This window comes from Candidatus Flexifilum breve, from assembly GCF_016713355.1.
Genome location: NZ_JADJPI010000004.1, coordinates 60,353 through 80,211, shown reverse-complemented (window position 1 = coordinate 80,211; position 19,859 = coordinate 60,353). Strand labels below are relative to the sequence as shown.

Annotated in this window: 19 protein-coding genes; 2 read left to right on the top strand and 17 right to left on the bottom strand. The window is 60.5% G+C overall.

The annotated features are described in order from the left end of the window. Positions 1-15: 15 nt before the first annotated feature. From IPK17_RS01025 to IPK17_RS01015, 3 genes are read right to left on the bottom strand one after another with little or no spacing between them, the layout of a single operon-like run. Positions 16-1,005: a PP2C family protein-serine/threonine phosphatase gene (locus IPK17_RS01025; protein ID WP_343415809.1), complete on the bottom strand. Its 990-nt coding sequence runs from the start codon at positions 1,003-1,005 to the stop codon at positions 16-18. 18 nt (positions 1,006-1,023) lie between these two features. Then, positions 1,024-2,766 carry a beta-alanine-activating enzyme beta-propeller domain-containing protein gene (locus IPK17_RS01020; protein WP_343415808.1) on the bottom strand — a complete coding sequence of 581 codons (1,743 nt, stop codon included), beginning with the start codon at positions 2,764-2,766 and terminating at the stop codon, positions 1,024-1,026. Further along, on the bottom strand, positions 2,766-3,098 hold the full coding sequence (locus IPK17_RS01015; RefSeq protein ID WP_343415807.1) for a hypothetical protein: 333 nt from the start codon (positions 3,096-3,098) through the stop codon (positions 2,766-2,768). Before IPK17_RS01015 ends, IPK17_RS01020 begins: the two co-directional genes overlap by 1 nt. Before the next feature lie 114 nt (positions 3,099-3,212). Here IPK17_RS01015 and hemW point away from each other — a divergent pair, with 114 nt between their 5' ends. Next, positions 3,213-4,373: a radical SAM family heme chaperone HemW gene (hemW, locus tag IPK17_RS01010; protein ID WP_343415806.1), complete on the top strand. Its 1,161-nt coding sequence runs from the start codon at positions 3,213-3,215 to the stop codon at positions 4,371-4,373. Between the two features lie 52 nt (positions 4,374-4,425). On the opposite strand, the gene IPK17_RS01005 is transcribed toward hemW, so the two are convergent. Further along, complete coding sequence (locus IPK17_RS01005) at positions 4,426-5,430, bottom strand: polyprenyl synthetase family protein (protein WP_343415805.1); 1,005 nt, start codon at positions 5,428-5,430, stop codon at positions 4,426-4,428. A 6-nt stretch (positions 5,431-5,436) separates the two neighbouring features. After that, entirely contained in the window at positions 5,437-6,465 is a 1,029-nt protein-coding gene (gene fni / locus IPK17_RS01000) for a type 2 isopentenyl-diphosphate Delta-isomerase (protein ID WP_343415804.1), read from the bottom strand. Between the two features lie 268 nt (positions 6,466-6,733). Here fni and IPK17_RS00995 point away from each other — a divergent pair, with 268 nt between their 5' ends. Next, positions 6,734-6,973 (top strand): acyl carrier protein, encoded by a 240-nt coding sequence (locus tag IPK17_RS00995; protein ID WP_343415803.1) that lies wholly within the window; start codon positions 6,734-6,736, stop codon positions 6,971-6,973. A 383-nt stretch (positions 6,974-7,356) separates the two neighbouring features. Here IPK17_RS00995 and IPK17_RS00990 read toward each other — a convergent pair whose 3' ends face one another. From IPK17_RS00990 to IPK17_RS00935, 12 genes are all read right to left on the bottom strand, one after another. Continuing rightward, on the bottom strand, positions 7,357-8,076 hold the full coding sequence (locus tag IPK17_RS00990) for a hypothetical protein (protein ID WP_343415802.1): 720 nt from the start codon (positions 8,074-8,076) through the stop codon (positions 7,357-7,359). 5 nt (positions 8,077-8,081) lie between these two features. Continuing rightward, positions 8,082-9,257 (bottom strand): magnesium chelatase ATPase subunit I, encoded by a 1,176-nt coding sequence (locus IPK17_RS00985; RefSeq protein ID WP_343415801.1) that lies wholly within the window; start codon positions 9,255-9,257, stop codon positions 8,082-8,084. Continuing rightward, on the bottom strand, positions 9,250-9,741 hold the full coding sequence (locus IPK17_RS00980; protein ID WP_343415800.1) for an acyl-CoA thioesterase: 492 nt from the start codon (positions 9,739-9,741) through the stop codon (positions 9,250-9,252). Before IPK17_RS00980 ends, IPK17_RS00985 begins: the two co-directional genes overlap by 8 nt. A gap of 183 nt (positions 9,742-9,924) precedes the next feature. Continuing rightward, positions 9,925-10,332 carry a hypothetical protein gene (locus IPK17_RS00975; RefSeq protein WP_343415799.1) on the bottom strand — a complete coding sequence of 136 codons (408 nt, stop codon included), beginning with the start codon at positions 10,330-10,332 and terminating at the stop codon, positions 9,925-9,927. Between the two features lie 343 nt (positions 10,333-10,675). Beyond that, positions 10,676-11,464 (bottom strand): glycosyltransferase family 4 protein, encoded by a 789-nt coding sequence (locus IPK17_RS00970; RefSeq protein WP_343415798.1) that lies wholly within the window; start codon positions 11,462-11,464, stop codon positions 10,676-10,678. Next, positions 11,457-11,804 carry a glycosyltransferase family protein gene (locus IPK17_RS00965; RefSeq protein ID WP_343415797.1) on the bottom strand — a complete coding sequence of 116 codons (348 nt, stop codon included), beginning with the start codon at positions 11,802-11,804 and terminating at the stop codon, positions 11,457-11,459. Before IPK17_RS00965 ends, IPK17_RS00970 begins: the two co-directional genes overlap by 8 nt. A 121-nt stretch (positions 11,805-11,925) precedes the next feature. Next, positions 11,926-12,504 (bottom strand): GtrA family protein, encoded by a 579-nt coding sequence (locus IPK17_RS00960; RefSeq protein WP_343415796.1) that lies wholly within the window; start codon positions 12,502-12,504, stop codon positions 11,926-11,928. Then, positions 12,501-13,961, bottom strand: coding sequence for an O-antigen ligase family protein (locus IPK17_RS00955; RefSeq protein WP_343415795.1), 1,461 nt, complete (start codon positions 13,959-13,961; stop codon positions 12,501-12,503). The genes IPK17_RS00960 and IPK17_RS00955 overlap by 4 nt, the downstream gene beginning before the upstream one ends. Before the next feature lie 7 nt (positions 13,962-13,968). Then, entirely contained in the window at positions 13,969-14,904 is a 936-nt protein-coding gene (locus tag IPK17_RS00950; protein ID WP_343415794.1) for a UDP-glucuronic acid decarboxylase family protein, read from the bottom strand. A 7-nt stretch (positions 14,905-14,911) separates the two neighbouring features. Next, positions 14,912-15,967: an O-antigen ligase family protein gene (locus tag IPK17_RS00945; protein WP_343415793.1), complete on the bottom strand. Its 1,056-nt coding sequence runs from the start codon at positions 15,965-15,967 to the stop codon at positions 14,912-14,914. An 11-nt stretch (positions 15,968-15,978) separates the two neighbouring features. Beyond that, a complete protein-coding gene (locus IPK17_RS00940; protein ID WP_343415792.1) occupies positions 15,979-18,135 on the bottom strand; it encodes a beta-galactosidase in 2,157 nt (718 codons plus the stop codon). A gap of 105 nt (positions 18,136-18,240) precedes the next feature. Further along, positions 18,241-19,812: a G5 domain-containing protein gene (locus IPK17_RS00935; RefSeq protein ID WP_343415791.1), complete on the bottom strand. Its 1,572-nt coding sequence runs from the start codon at positions 19,810-19,812 to the stop codon at positions 18,241-18,243. Positions 19,813-19,859: the final 47 nt, after the last annotated feature.

The window sequence follows — 19,859 nt, the reverse complement described above, 5'->3', positions numbered from 1 at the left end:
TCTAGTGGCGAGAGGCTATCCTGGCAAGTTCAGAACCACGACGGTGACGTTATCCAAACCTCCGCGCTTGTTGGCGAGTGCCACCAGTTTGTTACAGGCGTCTTGCGGGTTGCTGTTCTGGCGCACGATGTCGACGATTTCTTTGTCCTGCACCTGATTCCACAGCCCATCACTGCACACCACGAGACTCGACTTCGGCGGCACGCGGCGGAACATGGTATCAACTTCGACAACATCATTCTGACCGAGCGCGCGGTACAGTACGTTCTTCTGTGGGTGCTCGGCGGCCTCTTCCGGCGTGAGCTGATCGAGCTCGATCAGCCGCTGCACCAGCGAATGATCGCGGGTGAGCTGCTCGATCACCCCGTCTTTCGAGATCATATACACACGGCTGTCACCCACGTGGGCGACATACGCCAGATCCCCGATCAGAATCACGGAACTGAACGTTGTGCCGCCGTCCGGCACCTGCACCATGATATCACCGTTGGCCTTCTGGATTGCTTCGGTCAGCGCTTCCGTAATCGGCGCTTGGTTTTCAGTCTGCCCGCTGAGCATCGGCAGCCAGATCGTCGTGGCGACCGTTGCCGCGACCGTCTTGATGGCTAAGGCCGACGCTTTTTCGCCATCATGATGTCCGCCCATACCATCGGCGACCATGAACAGCCCGAAATCCGGGCGCTCATCCGCGCTCCGGCTGCTGACGAAATAGCACAGCACGGCATCCTGATTGTTATTGCGCACCATGCCCACATCGCTCAACTGACCGAAGATCAGGTGATCGTTTCCGAGGTAGCTGAGCAGGGATTCCTGTGACAGCGGGCGCGTCGCACCGTCCGCAATGATGTGCGGGGCGATATCCGGTGCGGTCGTAGGCGCTTCGTACGGCGCTTCAACCTTAAGTTCGGTGATCGGCTGCGGCGCGGGTGTGGTGGTCGGCGTCCCAGAGTCAGCCGTTGGCTTGCTGGGGTCGTTGCTGAATATGCGTCGGAACAGATTCATCATTTTCTCCGAAGTGCGTGCTTAAGTGCCGATTGGGAAGGCATACAGGTTGTGATCGAGCGAGCCGATCAAGACGACATCCCCGGCAACAAATGGCGTTGCTGTAATCGCACCTCCTGTTTTGTACTTCCACCGTTCGCGCCCGTTGTCGGCATTCAAGCAGTAGAAATAACCGTCTGTTCCGCCGAAATATACGGCGTCTTTGTGAACGAGTGGTGAGGCAACGATCGGTTTACCGGTTTCAAATTTCCATTTTTCGCGCCCAGTTTGCGTGTTCACGGCGTAGAAATTTCCGTCCGTGGACCCGAAATAGAGCAGCGATTTGGCTTCCATCGGCGACGAGATGATCGCGCCGGTTGTGCGAAAGCGCCACGAGTTGTAACCTGTGTTGGCATCCAGCGCGTACATAAAGCCATCGCTTGCGCCGATGTAACACATGCTTTCCACCATGTTGACAAACGGCGACGACATGACGTTGCGGCGGGCGCGGTACGTCCACTTGCGGTTGCCCGAGAGCGTGTAGGCGCTCACTTCGCCGGTCTCACAGCCCGCGATCACCAGTTCGTTCGTCACGAACGGACGCACCCGAATCGGCGATTCCATGTTCACAGCCCAGTGTTGGCGCCCATTGGGCGCCGAGACCGCGTACAGCTTGCCGTCGTCGCTCCCGAAGAACACAAAGTTGTGCGCGACGCGGGGCGTGCTGCGGATGCGTTCTTTGGTTGCGAAGGTCCAGTTGACGCGACCCGAGCGGTAATCGACCGCATACAGGCTGAAGTCCTCTGAGCCGAACACGATGTTGCGATTCACATCATCGATGACGGGCGACGAGGCAATACCGCCCTTGGTCGCGAACTTCCACAGCATCTCTTTATTGTCCAGCTTGAGCGCGTAGACATTGCTGTCATACGACCCGACGAACACCGTCTCGCCGAGGGCGGTCGGGCTGCAGCGAATCTCATCTTCGGTCTTGAACTGCCACTTCGGTTCAACCGTGCTGTCCGTCACCTCGTTGAAGAATTCCGTCGCCTTTTCCGTTGGTATCTGCGCGGGTGGCGGCTGCTGGGGCGGCGGATAACCCGGCTGCCCATACGGCGGCTGCTGATACTGCGGCGGGTAGGGCTGCTGGTACTGTGGCGGCGGATAGTACTGCGGCGGCGGGTAGGGCTGCTGGTACTGCGGTGGCATTTGCTGCGGCGTGGGTGTCTGCGGTGTGGCGACCACCAGACCGGGGCGCTGGCGCAAACCTTCCAGCGCCTCTTTCATCTCGCGGCAGGTTTGGAAGCGATCAATGGCGTTGAAGGCCAGCGCGCGCTCGACCACGGCGATCAAACCCGGCGGTACTTTCGGATTGAGCGTGGCCAGCGGCCGCTCATGGAAGCTGAACGGCGGTTCGAGGCGCGGATCTTTGCGGGATAGGATGTGATGCAGCGTCGCGCCGAGGCTGTAAATGTCGCTTTGCGGCGACACATCGCCTTTGTACTGCTCGGGCGCGGAGTAGCCTTCCGTGCCGATCATCGTGTTCTTGACGCCTGTCACGAACGCTTTGGCGATCCCGAAGTCGATCAAACGAACCTTACCCAGGCTGTCGATCATGATGTTCGGCGGTTTCACATCGCGAAACACAATCGGATCGGGCTTCTGCGAGTGCAGGTAATCCAGCACGTCGCACAGGTCAATCGCCCATTCGATCACCTTATCAATCGGGAACTCTTTGAGCTGTGCCAGCAGAATTTCGAGGTCTTTCCCGTTGATGTACTCCATCACCAGATAGGCGCGGTCGTTGATGTCGAAGAAATCATAGATCTGGGGATCGCCGGATGACTCAGCGAGGCCAGAATATTCGCTTCACGCCGAAACGTCTTGAGCATCCCAGCGCGCAGGGCCGAATCAGTCACCTGCGCCAGCATCTCTTTGATCGCTACCAGTTTCTTGACATCGGAGAAGTTGAGGTCGCGGGCTTGGTAAACAGTCCCCATGCCACCGCCGCCCAGCACGCCGAGGATTTTGTAACGGTTGTGAAGCACGTGATTTGGCTTAAGCGAGGTGTCTTGACTGTTGTCGCCTCCACCCGTGAATTGTGTCGTCTCAGGCATTCGACCTCACTTTACAGACGTGCACAGAGCTATAACCCAAGGCATCATAGTCTTGAAATAGTATATTGAACCTGACAGAATACCGCAATCATGAGGCTCTTGGTGTATTCTAACATGACCCCTGTTGCGGTTTACCTTCACGTTCCGTTTTGTTCGACAAAATGTACGTACTGCGCGTTCAATACCTATATTCAGCTTGAACATCTCATCGAACCGTTTGTTACGGCCCTGATTGCTGAAATTCGTTTGGTCGGGCGCAGCCAGCCCGGTCTCGACGTGCATACGATCTTCTTCGGCGGTGGTACGCCGAGTCTGCTCACGCCCGAACAATACGCGCGCATCTTTGCCGCGCTCCGTGAAGTCTACAACGTCTACCCGGACGCGGAGATCACGCTGGAAGCCAATCCCAACGACCTGCACCGCGATTACACGACCGCGCTGCGGCAGGTGGGCTTCAATCGCATCAGTATTGGTATGCAGTCGGCCAACGAGAACGAGCTGCAGCTCTTTCGCCGCCGTCACGATAACGACGCCGTCGCCCGGGCTGTGACCGCGGCGCGCGCGGGCGGTTTCGCTAACCTGAACCTTGATCTGATCTACGGCATCCCACACCAAACGCTCGACGGGTGGCGCAACACGCTCACGCAGACCGTTGCGCTTAAGCCGGAGCATATCTCGCTCTATGCGCTTGGTCTGGAAGAGGGCACCGCCATGGATCACTGGGTGAATACCGGGCGTTTGCCCGCGCCTGACGATGATCTCGCCGCCGACATGTACGATCTGGCGACCGAGGTGCTCGGCGCGGCGGGCTACGACCAGTACGAGATCAGCAACTGGGCGCGTCCCGGTTATGCCTGTCGGCACAATCTCCAGTACTGGCGCAATCTGCCGTACCTCGGGTTTGGCCCCGGCGCACACGGCTTCGCGGGTGGCGCGCGTTACTCGGTGCTGCTCTCACCACAGCGCTACATCAAGCTTCTGCAGGATGTCTCGGAGGACTACCAGTTCCCGCGCGCGCCCGTCACCGACATGTTCGATCCCGTCACACGAGAAGGGGAGATCGCCGACACGCTCATTATGGGGCTGCGCCTCGTGCGCGAGGGTATCCACCGCGAGACTTTCCGCCAGCGCTTCGGCGTCGACCTGCTGGATGTGCACCGGGCTGCCATCGACCGCTTCACCGCCTCCGGTCTGCTCAGCGTGACCGATGAGCGCGTCACCCTTACCGATCAGGGTCGCCTGCTCAGCAACATCGTCTTTCGTGAATTGGTGTAGCACACAGATTCCCCCTCTCCCTTGGGAGAGGGGGAAGGGAGGCGTCTATCTCTTAAAACGCTCGCTGAAACAGACTCTCGGTCAGCTTCTTCAAACCGACAGCCGCCGGGCCTTGCGGTTGGGCACGCTCCAACGCCGCCATCGCCTGCTGATAGAAGTCCGTTTCATATTCCAACGTCTTCGCCTGCGCGTCGACCGCGTTGAGGATGCTCACCGCCGCGTCGACTTCCGCCGCGCCAAAGGGCTCGCGCGCGTACAGTTCGACCAGTTCCGGGCTTTGTGACAGCCCATAGAGCACGGGCAGCGACTTTTTGCGCGACAGGATATCCGTCGCCGCCGATTTCCCCGTGACCGCCGGGTCGCCCCAGATGCCGAGGATGTCGTCGCGGATTTGGAACGCCAGCCCGAGGTTCAGCCCGAATTCGGCGAAATGCGCCGCCGTCTCGTCGTCGTGTGACCCGATCAGCGCGCCCATTTGGGCGCACGCTGCCACCAGCGCCGCCGATTTGCCGCGGATCATCGAGATATATTCATCAACGCTTACCGTTTTTTGCTTCTCGAAGCGCATGTCCATGTGCTGACCGCGCGTTAGTTCGATATTCGTGGCGTTGAAGATGCCCCATACTTTGAGCGCGACTTCCGCCGGGATCGGCAGGCGCTGCATCGCGCCGTAGGCCAGCGCGAACAGCGCATCGCCCGCGTTGATAGCATTTGCGCGTCCCCAGATCGTCCACACCGTCGAGCGACCATGCCGCGTCGGACTGTCGTCTTCGATATCGTCATGGACGAGCGAGAAGTTGTGCAGCAGTTCCACCGCCGCCGCGGCGGGCAGGGCGGAGCGAAAATCGCCGCCCGTGGCCTCCGTCGCCAGCAGCAGCAGTATGGGGCGAATGCGCTTTCCGGTCGGGTGATTGTAGGGCTGCCCGTTCTGATCAACCCAACCGAGTGGGTAACGCAGCATGACACCAAAGTCCGGCGCGGTGACCATATCATCGACGACTCGGCGCATGGTCGCGTCGAGTTCTGCAAGGTAACGACTGGCAAGCTGGGTTATCAAGAGGGCTTAGTCCTTTAGAAGTGGTGTCCGCTGTAAGTCAGCAATGGTTTCCGCGCCGCTGCACAACATGGCGATGCGCAGCTGCGCGTTGAGTTCACGAATCAGTTGGTCGACGGCTTCGACGGAGACGTCCGCCGCCTTGAGGAACGCGCCTGCCAGTCCACCGAGCGTCGCGCCCAGCGCAATCGACTTGGCGATGTCGATGCCATCCTTCAGACCGCCGCTGGCGAAGATCGGCAGGTGCGGCGCGCCCGCGACCGCATAGCACACCGCTTCCGATGTGGGGATACCCCAGTCGGCGAACGCCGCCGCGACGCGCGCATGGAAATCGTTCGGCGCGCGGTGGTATTCGACCTCACTCCACGACGTCCCACCCGACCCGGCCACATCGATGGCGCTCACGCCTGCGTTCGCGAGGTCGCGCACGTTCTTTTCGCTGAAGCCCCACCCGACCTCTTTAGCGATCACCGGGACTTCCAGCATCCGGCACACCGCCTCGACTTTGGGCAGCAGCCCGGCGAAATTGGTATCGCCTTCAGGCTGTACGGCCTCCTGCAGCACATTGAAATGCAGAATCAGTGCGTCCGCGCCGATCATCTCGACCGCGCGGCGGCATTCGTCCAACCCGTAACCGTAGTTGAACTGCACTGCGCCTAGATTGCCGAACAAGAGCACATCCGGCGCGACATCACGCACTTTATAGGTGTATGCGACTTCCGGGTTGCGAATCCCGGCGCGCTGTGACCCGAGTCCGAGCGCAATCTTGTGCGTCTGGGCCGCTTCTGCTAGGTTCCGATTAAGCTTAAGCGCGAGTTCCGTCCCGCCGGTCATCGACGAGATCAGGATCGGCGCGCTGATCGTCTTGCCGAACAGTGTCACCTGCGTGTTGATTTCGCTCAGGTTGAGTTCTGGCAGCGCCTGATGCACGAAGCGATAGCGTTCTAGTCCGGTCGTCAAATGGGGAAACTGGACATTCCGTTCGAGGTTGATGCGAATGTGATCGGCTTTCCGATCTTCAATCGAGGGTGTCGTCATAGACGAGGATTTCCTTTAAATAAACTGGCCTGTGCCACTGGAGTATATACGCATGTTGGGGCAGCGATGGTGTATTTCTGAGAATTTGCTCACGCAAGCGCGTGACTTTTACACGACTCGCGTGTTTCCACATTTTGAACGAGCCAATCGTACCTGATCACGTCAAACCGTGTCAACATAAACAACACTGGCAGGGCTTGATAATCTTTGTATAATTTGGCATCTGAACTCGATCTACTGACTTGCTCCGTATGGAGGGGGATAAAGCATGGCGTCAACCGATGAACGTGTCCGTAATATTGTCGTCGACCTGCTCGGCGTTGATCCTGAAAAAGTAGTGCCGCCCGCGCGTTTCCGCGAAGACCTCGAAGCGGACTCGCTGGATCTCGTCGAACTGATCATGGCCTTTGAAGAAGAATTCAGCGGCGAAATCAGCGACGAAGATGCCCAGAAGATCACCACCGTGGGTGAAGCTGTCACCTATATCAATGAGCGCATGATCAAGTAGGGACGGGCGCGGTTTGCCTTGTCCGTGCTCTCAGCGCGGAAATTTGCACCAATCAGGACGAGCCTCGCCTCGTCCTTTTTGTTGCCTGATTCGCGGCTCACTACCTGCGTTTGCCTCTTGTCCACGTAGGCGGCAAGATATCCGGTTCGGCGCGCGATGTTGGCACCCCCTCCCTGAATTCGGTTCACGGCAGGACAGTTTTAACAATCGCGGGAATTGTAGGGACGCCCAACGGGGCGTCCGCCGGATGCGCCATTGCGCGTCCCTACGAAATACGATTGCCCTCAGGCGCGAATCTTAATGGGTCCCAAGATTAAAAGTGTCCTGTCCTCAACTGAAATCGGGGAGGGGTAGCGGGTGGGGTGAGGTGTGACCGCGACTTCTTACTCTATGCGTCGCCCTGTCCAGAACCCGATCATCGTGATCACCGCTACTGATGCAAACAGCGCCGCCAGCAGCACCCCGCCGAGTCCCACGCTCACGGGCAGGTTGAACCCCTGCATCAACTGGTAGGCTTTGCTCAGTCCGATGAGCACCGCCGCCGTACCCGCCACGCTGATCCCGACGCGCAGCCCTGAGTCCACCCGCCGCACTATCCCGCTCACGCCAATGAATCCACCGACCAGCGCGATGCCTGCGACCAGCGCCTGCTGCTGATAATTCGGGTCGTTCGGGTAATCGAGAATTTCCAGCGGCGGCAGCAGCGCTACCGTAATCAGCAAGATCACCAGCACAGGCAGCAGCCATCGGTGTACCCCCTCGCCCTTGGGAGAGGGAGTTAGGGAGTGAGGCTGCTTGTCATCCCCTCGCCCATGGGAGAGGGGGTTAGGGGGTGAGGCTAATCTCTTCGCCCCCTCTCCACCCGGAGAGCGGGCTGGGGGGTGAGGTTGCATCCCCACCAGCATCGCGATCAGTGCCAGCGGCAGTCGCAGCAGAAAGCTCGTCAGCAGCGGCGGTTGTTCCCCGCGCACAGCCTCATGCAGACTCGTCCATTCGCCGAGATCATACCCGCCGAGCGTCAGGCTGACGCCTGGATTGATCACCCACGGCAGCACGTAACAGGCGATCATCACGCCAATCAGCAGCCAGAATCGGAATCGCATGGCGCTTATCCTTGACTCACAAGGTTATCAATCCGCTGGCGAATCTGATCATCTTCGGCCTTTTGCGCTTCGAAGAAGTTGACCATGAATTCGCTCCGCCGCTGCCGCAGCGCCATCGGCGCGACCGCGCGGATGTCATCCACTGTCGCCACGTCGCGGCTGTCTGACGCGGCATGGGCGCGCGCCGCCTCGAACATCGTATATTCGGCGCGGTGCGAATCAATATCCAGCTCATTGACCAGCTTCAGCCCTAGCTTGACCGCATCGTCCGCCAGCGTGGTCTTTTGCAGGCGGTCACGTGCCATCAGGATTTCTTCGCGCACAATCGCCGTCTCTTCTTCCCACTGCCGCACGAAGGAATTCGGGTTCTGTCGGTACGCCCGTACGCGCTGATACACTTCGAGCCGCTCTTCGGTCTCCATCAGCCCACGCACGTTCACCCGCAGCCCAAAGCGATCCATGATTTGCGGGCGCAGGCGACCTTCTTCCGGGTTCATCGATCCGATCAGCACGAAGCGCGAGCGATACGTCCCCGCCATGGCGCCGCGCCGCACGGTATAGCTGCCCGCCGCCGCCGCATCGAGAATCGCATCCACGATTTCGTCGTTCAGCAAGTTGACCTCGTCGATGTACAGCAGATTGTTATCGGCGCGGGCCAGAATGCCGCGTTCCAGTCGGATTTTGTTCTGCTGCACGGCGATGCGCTCGTTGATCCCGCCAACCACGTCCTCGAGTCGGGCGTTCAGCGGTAGCTCGACCAGCTTGACCGCCTCATAATGCGAGATCGCCTCACCCGCTTGAAATTTCTCCCAGCAGTCGGGGTACAGATACTTCGCGTTCTCGCTTTGGAGTTCGTAGGGGAGCGCGCCGTCTTCGCAGTCGCTGACCTCGACATCCGGCAGAATTTCGGTCAGACTGCGCACCGCCGTCGTTTTGCCCGTGCCGCGCGGTCCAATCAGCAGCACGCCGCCAATCGCCGGGTTGATCACCGCCAGCATCAGCGCGACGCGCATCTCGTACTGTCCGACGACCGCTGTGAAGGGGTAAGGGCGCGCATCGGCGATGCCGAGCTCCGGCGCTTTGGCCGAAAGTACGCGCCGCGCCCCCGCTTGATTCAGGATGCGCAGCAGGGTCGATGCGCCTGTGCCTTCGAGATCGGGGAGGAATTGATCGTCAGTCATGGCGCCGCTTTTCGGTGGCGCGCTGCTGCTTGCGGAATTCTTGCCGGGCTTTGGCTCGTTCTGCGCGTTCGCGTTCCTCATCGCTGACGTAGTCGATCTCCGGCACAACCGCCGGGCGACCATCTTCATCCAGCGCCACGTAGACCAGATACGCGATATTAGTGGTTTTGGAGGTGCCATGCAGCGGGTGCTCGGTCACGACTTCGACGCGCGTTTCCATGCTCGTCCGCCCGACATACGTCAGTTCCGCGTTGCACATCACCAGCATGCCGAGCAGAATCGGTTCTTCGAACGTCATGCTGTCGATGGCGACCGTCACGACTGGGCGATTCGCGTGCCGCATGGCGACCAGCGCGCCCGCCTCATCGACCATCCGCATGATCACGCCGCCGTGTACGTTGCCGTGACCATTCGCGTCCTGCGGCCCCATCAACGCGCTCAGCGTAAACCGGGAATCCGCGACTTTCTTGCGCGTGCGTTCCACTCGGCTGCTCTCCTGTTCTGTTGTGTGGCAGGTGAGTCAGTGACTGCTCGGGTCGCTGCCCCAATATATAGCCTGCTGGTCGACCTCGTCGACTCGGCTGGCTCCCCTCCCCGAATTTGGGGAGGGGTCGGGGGTAGGGTGAGATACAAGCCACCTTATCCCATCTGCTGTTTGTTGATCCGATTAAGCGTTATCTTCGCCCGCGTCCGGCGCGAGGTCGGAGACGCGCTTGAAGATATCCGGATCCCATTCTAGCACATCGATCTTGTCATAGCCGAGATCGCCGCTGATGGGGGGGAGGGGGGCACGACCGGGGACTTTTGTCTTGGGGGGCACAGACGGGAGTTCGCTGGAATGGAGCAGGGGCGGACGTTTGGCGCTGCGTTTGCGCACAATGCGTCCATCCGGGAATAGGTTGCCGATCCATTCGCCATACTTGGTGTACACGTCGTAGTATTCGGTACGCACAAAGCCGATATAGTCGCCGCGCCCGTCGAAGAGATATTCGCCGAGCTTAGTCGCTTGCCAATCACCAGCCGTGTCGAAGATGAAGAACGGTTTGTTCGGATCAATGACGAATCTGCGGGACATGAACTTTCCTTGGCATGATTACAATGCTCTTGGATTATATATGGGGATAAACTCGCGTGCGGCTTAAGAAAGACCTGCGGGAGAACGGGAAGTTTTTGTTTGTGTGCCAGAATTGCCAGTTTGGGCAAATCAATAGTTTTCGTAGGGCCGCGATGACGATTCATCGCGTCCGCTGTCTGTACCACTGTTACGCAAATCTGCTTGCTTCTGCAAACGATGTTTTCTCCCCTCTCCTCGTTTCGGAGAAGTGTCGGGAGTGAAGTTGGTTTTTCCCCTCTCCTCTAGGAGAGAGGGGGGTGAGGCTATCTTTTGCCGCGCCAAGACGGGCAGAGAGGCGGTTGCTTTACCCTAGCATCGACCGATACACGCTCGCCAACTGCTGCGCCGCTGCATCCCACGTGAACGTCTTCGCGCGTTCCAACCCGCGCCGCGACAACTCCGCGCGTAACGCCGCATCTGTAATCAGCCGTTCCAGCGCCCCGGTGATTGCGTCCTGATCGCTCGGGTTGACCATAATCCCCGTGTCACCTGCCACTTCCGGCAGCGACGATACGTTGGAAGTCAGCACCGGCGTCCCGCACGCCATCGATTCCAGCACGGGGATGCCAAAACCTTCGTACAGGGAGGGCAGGGCCGTGATCAGCGCTTGGCTGTACAGGGCAGGTAAGTCGGCATCATCCGCAAAGCCCGTCATGCGCACGTAGTCGGTCATCCCGGTCGACCGGATCGTCTCGTAGATCGGATCTTCCAGCCAACCTTTCCCGCCGACGATCACCAAACCAACATCATGGCCACTTGCCCGCAGGGCTGCCAACGCCTTGATCAGCCGGGCGTAGTTTTTGCGCGGCTGCACCGTCCCCACTGAGAGAATGTACGGCCGCTCCGGAATCTGGTATTTCGCCCGGATCGACGGCATTTCTGTGCGCTGAAATCGCGCATCCACGCCGCTCAACAGCACGGTGATCTTCTCGGCGGGCGTCTGGTACAGCGCGATCAAATCATCTTTCGTCGCCTGTGAGTCCGCCAGTACATGATCCGCGCGGCGCACGGAGCGCGGCACGACGACATCGAGATACGCTTTCAGGGATGGACTCGCCGCCTCGGGCACGCGCACAAACGACAGGTCATGCACGGTGAGCAGCGTGCCGCGTCGTGGAGCGTGTCGGCGGCAGCGTGAAATCCGTTGCGTGGTACAGGTCGACTGTTCCGGTGAACAGCTCGACGTGCAGCGGCACTTGGGCGCGCTGCCACAGCCGCGCCAGCCACAGTGGCGTGATCGAGGTGCCCCGCCACGTGAAGTTGCTGCCCGGCACAGCGGGCAGCGGCTTTTGCGCCGTGACCCCGCTCACGAACAGGCGGTAATCGGTCGCTGTGTCGAGCCGCGCCAGTGCCGTGACGAGCTCGCGCACATACCGCCCGATGCCGCCGCCTTGCTCATAGGCCGCTGTATAGTCGATTCCGATGCTTGGCATTGGGGTTAACCTGACTCCCGCAGATCGCAGGGTGAGAGTATGTTTCACCCCTCTCCTCTAGGAGAGGGGCCGGGGGTGAGGTTTCGTTCCCCTCTCACTTGGGAGAAGGGAGAGGGTGATCCTACTTAACGTCCTTGTACGTCCAGTAGCGATTCGCGAGGAAATTCCACACCATCACGATGATCACGCCGATCAGCCAGGCCACCATCGTGCCGAGTTTCGCTTCGGCGCTCTCCGACGGCACATAGCCCGGTCGCAGCAGTTGAATTTCCGGCAGGAAAACCGGCATCAGCGCTGTCCCGAGCCAGTGATACGCATTGCTGATCCAGATTGTTCGCCCGAACCATCCGACAAAGCTGATCCCGAAGAACTGCGCCAACTGCTTGCGGATTGAACTGGAACGCGAATCCGGGTAGGTCCAGTAGCGATTCCAGATGAAGTTGCTGGCCACGGCGATGATAAAGGCGATACTGCTGGCCACAGCGACCTTGAGGTCTTTGCTCGGTTCGACCGGGGCGAGGATCGTCGCTTGGAGGATGAACAGCGTTCCGGCGTCGATCATGGCGCCGAGGGCGCCGACAATGGCAAATTTGAGGAAGCGCTCGAGTTCTTTCGCTTTGCCCCCGCCCATGCGGGAGGCAATGGTTTGAATCGGTGCATCCAGCGGGTTACGAACGGCGATACGTCGGATATGCGTCATAGACCTAGATTCTCTTGTCCTCTAACTTCGTGCTGGAGTAGGGCGAGGATGCCAAGCATCACGCCCATGTGCATGAACAAATTGTTCACCCACAGGTTATCCGTGAAGCTGTGGACAGCTAAATAGACCCAGGTACCGAGCAAACCCACAGCTGTGAAGCGGCTCAGTTGATCGGGGTGACGCCGTACGCGCCAGGTGATCCACCCGATCATCACCCAAAGTGCCACATAACTGAGCAATCCTATCATGCCAGTCTCTGCTAAAACATTCAAGTAGTAATTATGCGCATGGCCGAGCGCTAGCTCCCAGTTCATGAGACTGTAAGCCGGATACGCAGCCTCATAGTTGCCGAAACCTACCCCGAGCAGCGGGTTGGCGGTCGCCATGTTGACCGCCGCCTGCCAGTGCGCCAAACGCTCGATCACGGCGTAATTCTCGGCTGTGATCGTCACGCCGCGCACATCGCTGATCGCGAATGTCTCCTGCGTGAAGCTGTTGATGCGCGCCACAATCGACGCGGGGACGCGCCCTGTCGTCCACAGGAATACGCCGAGCGCCGCGCCGACGACGATCAGCCCGAGGCCGTAGCCCGTGCGGCGGGGCAGAGCGAACGCCATCATGCCGAGCGAGGCAGCGAAGGCCAACCACGCGCCGCGGCTCACCGACACGTACACGCCAATGGCCATCAACCCAAATGCGATCCCGTAAAACGCCACTGGGACGATATCCGCCAGCGCGATCGGCTCGCGCCGCCCTTTGCGCCATAGGCGCAGCCCATATCCGCCCGCCGACATCAGCGCCAGTGGGGCGAGCAGCCCCATGAAGCCGCCAAACGGATTTGGCTGTCCGAACGTCCCAAAGGCGCGGAAATGGTTGCCATTCACCAGTAGATGCAGCGCGCCGCTCCCGCCGAAATACTCGTAGATGCCGATCAACGCGTTGCCGATACCCGCTACAGTCAGCGCGAATACAATCCACTCGCGTCCCTGCTTCTGCTGCCCAAGGTCGTACACGATGGCGATCAGCAGCAGAATCTGCGCCCACTTCAGCCATTCGTTGAGCCATGCGCTCATGCTCCACGCGCTGAACGCCGACAGACTCGCCGCCGCGAAAAACCCGATTACCGGGAGGTAGATCGGCGTCCAGCGGATGCGCGGCAGCCTCCGGTGATTGACGAGCGCCGCGCTCGCCCACACGCCGATCAGCAGAATCAGGCTCAGTTGACCGATGTCGAGGGGCAGTTGGACGGGCGCTTCGGTGGCGATCAGCGTGCGCAAGGGTGCGAAGACCAGCAGGAACACCAGCCCCGCATAGGGTGTGATCACGATGCAGGTGATCAGTGCTGCCAGCGCCAACCCCGCGCCGGAAATCGGAGCCGGGAACAGGGCACTCGCCATGCCGAACAGCAAGGCGAGCATTCCCCATAGGACGCTGTGACGCGAGCGGGTCGTGGTCATACGCAGCTTAGATGACGTCGCGGAAGTACGCCACGGTCGGCGGCAAACCTTCCGCCAGCGTGACTTTCGGCTGCCAACCGAGGATTTCTTTGGCGCGAGTTGTATCGGGACGGCGCATCTGCGGGTCGCCCTTGATGCGTTCGCTCTCCTTCATGATGATCCCGGCCTTGTTGCCCGTCAGTTCGTTCACGATTTCCGCGAAGCGCAGCACGGTCATTTCTTCGGTCGTGCCAATGTTGACCGGTTCGGCGAAGTCGCTCAGCAGCAGACGGTACACGCCTTCGACGAGGTCGCTCACGTACTGGAAGCTGCGGGTCTGTGATCCGTCGCCGTACACGGTCAGCGGTTCACCCCGGAGCGCCTGCCCGACGAGGTTGGGCACAACGCGGCCATCATCCAGACGCATGCGCGGCCCGTAGGTGTTGAAAATGCGGACGATGCGGGTCGCCAGCCCGTGTTCGCGATGGTACGCCATCGTCAGCGACTCGGCGAAGCGCTTGGCTTCGTCGTAGCACCCGCGCGGGCCAATCGTATCCACGTTGCCGAAGTAGGTTTCGGGCTGCGGATGCACCAGCGGGTCGCCGTAGATTTCCGATGTCGACGCGATCAGGAAGCGCGCTTCCTTGGCCAGCGCCAACCCGAGTGCGTTATGCGTGCCCAGCGCGCCGACTTTCAGCGTCTGGATCGGGAATTTCAGATAGTCGATTGGACTGGCGGGCGAAGCAAAGTGCAGCACCGCATCCAGTGGTCCTTTGACGAAGATGTAGTTGGACACATCGTGGCGAATGAAGCTGAAATTGGCATTGCCTGCCAGATGGGCGATGTTTCGCTGATTGCCCGTGATTACGTTATCCATGCCGATAACCGTGTGACCTTCGTTCAAGAAGCGGTCACAGAGATGAGAGCCGAGAAATCCGGCTGCTCCAGTGATGAGAACGCGCAAGTCGGACCTATCCTTCCTGACTGATTACCTGAGTCGAGTCTACCAGAGAACTGGGCGGTTGTCTGTGTAGATTGCTCGCGATCCCCAACAAAAACATAAAAATTACCGCGAGGTCGGGGACGAATACGCTGTTGTCGACCAGCCCGTGCGCCAGCAAGTTGAGCATGCTGCCCATCGCCCCGATGATCAGCGCCAGTCGCAGTATCTCCGGTTGTGCGCGGTACACGCGGATCGTCGTCTGCCAGAAGGCAGCTTGAACCGCGACGAAGATCAGCAGCCCGCCCGCGCCCAAGCGCACCAGCCAGTCGAGGATCCAGTTGTGCGGATGTGATAGGCTCGGCTCTTGCCAGGCATCCGGCATCATATATTGCCCACGGAACGCATCCAGGAACTGGTCCAGTCCCCAACCCGTCAGCGGCCGCTCGGCGATCATCTGGAGCGCGCTTTGCCACACCCGCACGCGGAAAAAGCTCGTGCCCTCGCCGAAATCAACCACCCGCGCGAAGCGCGGCGACTGCATGGCCAACGCGAACACTGCCGCGCCTACGCCTGCTAGCGCAACGACCGCTAATCGTGCCCGTCGTCGCAGCGCCAGCAGCAGCACCAGCAGCGCCGCCCCTGGAATGCCGATGAACAGCGCGCCCGCGCTTTGGCTCAATACCGCCGCGATCCCCATCACGCCGAGCGCACCCAGGCCGAACAGCCGCCGCGCTCGGTCAAGCGGCGCGAGCACGAACGCCAGCGCGAATGGAAAGCACCGCCCGATCAGCAAGCCGACGTTGTTTGGCGACCCGTACACGCTCGCCAACCGCTGCGCGCCGCCTTCCGCGGTGATCACGCCTTGCCCGCTGGCGAATAACACCAAGCCGATGACCGACACAATTACGCCCGCGATGACGAACACATCGACTACCCGCAGCAGATCTTTGATTTCGCGCGCTGTCGTTCGCAGCATCAGATAGAGCAGGGCGGGCTCAATGACCATGACGCGCAACTCGGTGATCGCTTTACCGCGATCCGCCGCCCACAGCACCGACAGCACACTCCACACCACCAGCGCCACCACCCCCCAATCTAGCGTCGTGAGGCGTCTTCCCCCTCTCCCATTTCGGAGAGGTGGTTAGGGGGTGAGGCTAATTCCCTCTCTCCCTCCGGAGAGGGGCCGGGGGTGAAATTCGCTTTTTTCGGCGCTAACGCTTGTACCATCTTCAAGCCCCACGCCGCTGCCGTGATGAGAATCACCAGTTCCGCCATGGGAAACGCGAACAGATACAGCTCCACCGGGAACAGGAAGAACGGGGCGTAAAATAGCGCCAGCATTACGCCGAGTTCCACGCGGTGATACACGATCACGAACAACACGAGGCACGCGAGGATCGTCACCACCATATGGGGCTGTATATAGATCAGACCTGCTGTAACCAGCGCCAGCCCGAGCTGAACGGGTTCGCGCCGGAACACGTTCGGTACGGCGTCGTTCCATGTCAGCAGCATGCCGATCATCACCGCCAGCGACGTGACAACACTCAGCACCAACTGCCCGACGCCGCCGAGCGCTGACCACAGCTTTCCCAGCCGCTGCCACAGCGGCGACCAGTTGATCCGCGCCAACGCTAGCCCCGCAGCGACCAAACTCACCGCTGCCGTGACCAGCGCGACGCCGATCTGCCGGTTATACGGTGCAGCCAGATCGCCCGAACTCACAGCAATGCCCGCTAGCGCCCACTGATCCCATCCGCGATCCGCCACGACGTGCAGCGTATGCGCTTCATTCCCGAGATCCTGTGCCACGGCTACGAGGGCTAACTCTGGTAGTTCCGATCCACTGCGCAGGTTGATAAAGGCATTCCCGTTCGGGTCACGCGGCGCGGCGTTGGCGAGATCCGCCCGTCCGTCAATCGTGGGGTAGAGGAACGCCAGATAATCGCCCTGCCGCAGCAGCAGCGCCACGCTGGATCCGACGAAGTCGACCTCAAACTGGCTGTCGTTGATCCACCCGATATCCGCGCCCAGTTCCCCGAATGTCCACACGCCGCTGTAGCGGGTATACGGATTCGCTGGGAAGTACAGCCCGTTCTGCGCCGCATTGACTTGTGGACGATCAATTAGCGCGTTGAGCAGCGGCGTTGCTTCTCCCCGCTGATCCACCAGCGCGAACCCCCACTGCGGATCGTCGGGCGGGGCGACTGGCTGCCACTGTCGTAGGATCATCCCACCGATCCACGGCCATTCTCGTTCCGCGCGCTCCAGTGCTCCGACTGTGTACGCCACCCGCTCATCGGCTGTGACTTGCCCCCAGATCGACGGTGCGCCCGTCCAATCAGCTGGCAGACTGTTCCAGCCCCACGCCGACGCCCACAGCGCCTTCTGGCCGTCGCCGTACTCCAGCATGATGTCGCGCAGCGCCACGATCCTTGAAAAATTCAATACGTTGGGATCTACCGTGTAGTCCTCTGGTGGTCGATCAAAGCCGTACGGCTTCGCGGCGACCGCATCCATGAAGTCCGCTGCGCCAAGGCGATACAGATCGTCCAAGTACGTCACATCGCTGATGTTGAGCGCCGTATTCTCCGTCGTCGGCGCGAGTGCTGCCGCGATTACCGTCGCCCCGGCGTCTGCACTGTGAATCGCGGCATAGGCGGCCTGCAGCAGCGCTGCGTAGTCTGCTGCACGCGGTTCATAGCCTCCCCAGGCCGCTGTAAGGTTCGGCTCGTCCCAGATCTGATAGAAATCAAATGTCTGCCCATAGCGTGCTGAAAACTCTGCCGCAAACCGCGCGAACGCCGCCGGATCGTCGGGCGCCGCCGATCTATGAGAGGCATCTGTCGGGGCGAGGCTTGCCTCGCCCGCAGCCCATTCAGGACTATTCATCAGCACCGCGACCAGCTTCAGATCGCGCCCCGCAAACGCCGCCGCAATCCGATCCCACGCCGACCAATCGTAGGCACCCGCTTGTGGCTCAATCTCATCCCAGCGCACAAACTGCCGCACCCAGTGCACCTGCGCTGCTTTCATCAAATCGAGCTGTTGGGCGAGTTCTTGCTCATTGTATTGCGTGAGTTCCGCGTTTACGCCGAGCAGCGGTTGTCGAAACGGCAAATCCGCCGTCTGCGTCGCATCGACATAGCCGCGCAGGCGTTCATCGCGTTCGCGCGCTGTACCTGCCGCCGCGACGCTGCTGCCGCACAGCGCCATCAGCGCTACCAGCGCAATGATGATGTCTCGTCTCATGCCATCCTCTGAGGGGAAATCCTGTTAGGGGTGGTAGGGACGAGGCATGCCTCGTCCTCTTTGCTTGCTCTCCTCTTTTCGGAGAGGGTGAGGGGGCTTCATCGGCTACCGCGTCCACACCGGGTGACTCGCCCCGCGATCCAGCGTGATCTGGTTGGCGATGCCCGACTCCACGTCCACAACCCACAAATTGCCGCCGTAGATGAACGCGATCTGCTGGCCATCGGGACTCCACGTGAAGAACGGCGCATCCGCGGTGATTCCCGCTTGCCCTGCCGCCGGGTACAACACCCGCGCATTGCTGCCATCCCGGTCCGCCACCACCAGATCGTATTCCGCGCTCCCGCTGATGCTGTTCGACAGATCACGCGCGCGCAGATAAGCGATATAACCCGTGTTCTCCGCGACCAGCGGGGAATACTGCGGCTTCGACCAGATGCCCGCATTTTCCACGACATCCGCGCTGTAGGCTCCGGCCGTCTCGGTGATCGCCACATGAAACGCCGGGCTCGTTTCCGCCGATTCGCTCCCAATGGGGAGGCCATGCACGGTCGTCAAAATCAGGTTGCCATCCGGCGACCATGACACCGTCGCCCGCCATGACCACGGCTGCCGCGTGTTAAACACGGGATACGTCAGCAGCGTATTGAATAACCCCGAGCTGAGGTCGACCAGCCCCATCGAGTCGGCGCGCACCCAGGCGAGTCGCTGCCCGTCCGGTGACCAGTCGAATGTCGTGCCCCACCAACTGAGCAGCCCCGTGGTCGATGCCGCGACCAACGACCGCGCATTCAGCGATTCGCCGCTGTTGGTGTCAATCCGCATCATCCATAGGTCGTTGTTCGCGCGCCAGCCGGGCGCTTCACCCGTCTTTTCGCCCGTCGAATAGCTGATCGTGTTTTCCTCGCCGGGCACCCAATCCGCGGAGATGATGTTCTCCGGCACCAGCGCGATCGCGTCGCCGCTGCCCGTCGTATCGTTGATCAGCCACAGTTGATTGAATGTCCCGCCGTCCTCGCTTGAAGTTTCCCGGCTAAAGAGCAGTTGTCGTCCATCGTCCGTCAGCGCGAACACACGGTTGTCGGCATCGCCTGTCGTCGTGAGTGGGCGCTTGTCGATGCTGCTCCCGCGAATAATCCACACATTGCCATTGCTGATATACGCCAGCGTCCCGCCGATTTGCACCGGGTCGAGTTCGCCCGTCGGCCCGTACGAGACGACCGCATCCACGGGCGCGGTGATGATCGTGCTGCGAATCGGCACTGGTTCCTGCCGCACGCCATCCCGAATCTGGACGCGGTAGCATGTTTCTTCGACGCCGCTTTGTCCCGCTTGCACGACGCGTTCTTCACCCGGCGGCAGCCCTTCATTCGGCACGCGCCGCTCTTGGAAGGCGATATCTGTCGTGGAACAGTCCTCGGTTTCACTGACGCGCACCACCGTGACGCGCATCCCATCGCTGATCTGGGTGTACAGCGGCGGGGTCACATCATCCAGCGTGCCTAGTTCGACCTCAACCTGCGTCAAGAACTCGCCCACCGTGATCGGGTTGGACTGCGGGTAGGCGCGTTCCTGCCCATCGACCACCAGTGACACGATCAGTGAGGGTTGATCGTTGGTTGTGCATCCGGCGAGCAGAACCCACGTCAGTAATATCAGCCAAGTGAATCGTCGCATAGGGAACTCCATCGTGCATTGGAGTCCTTTTATACCTGAAGTTGTCA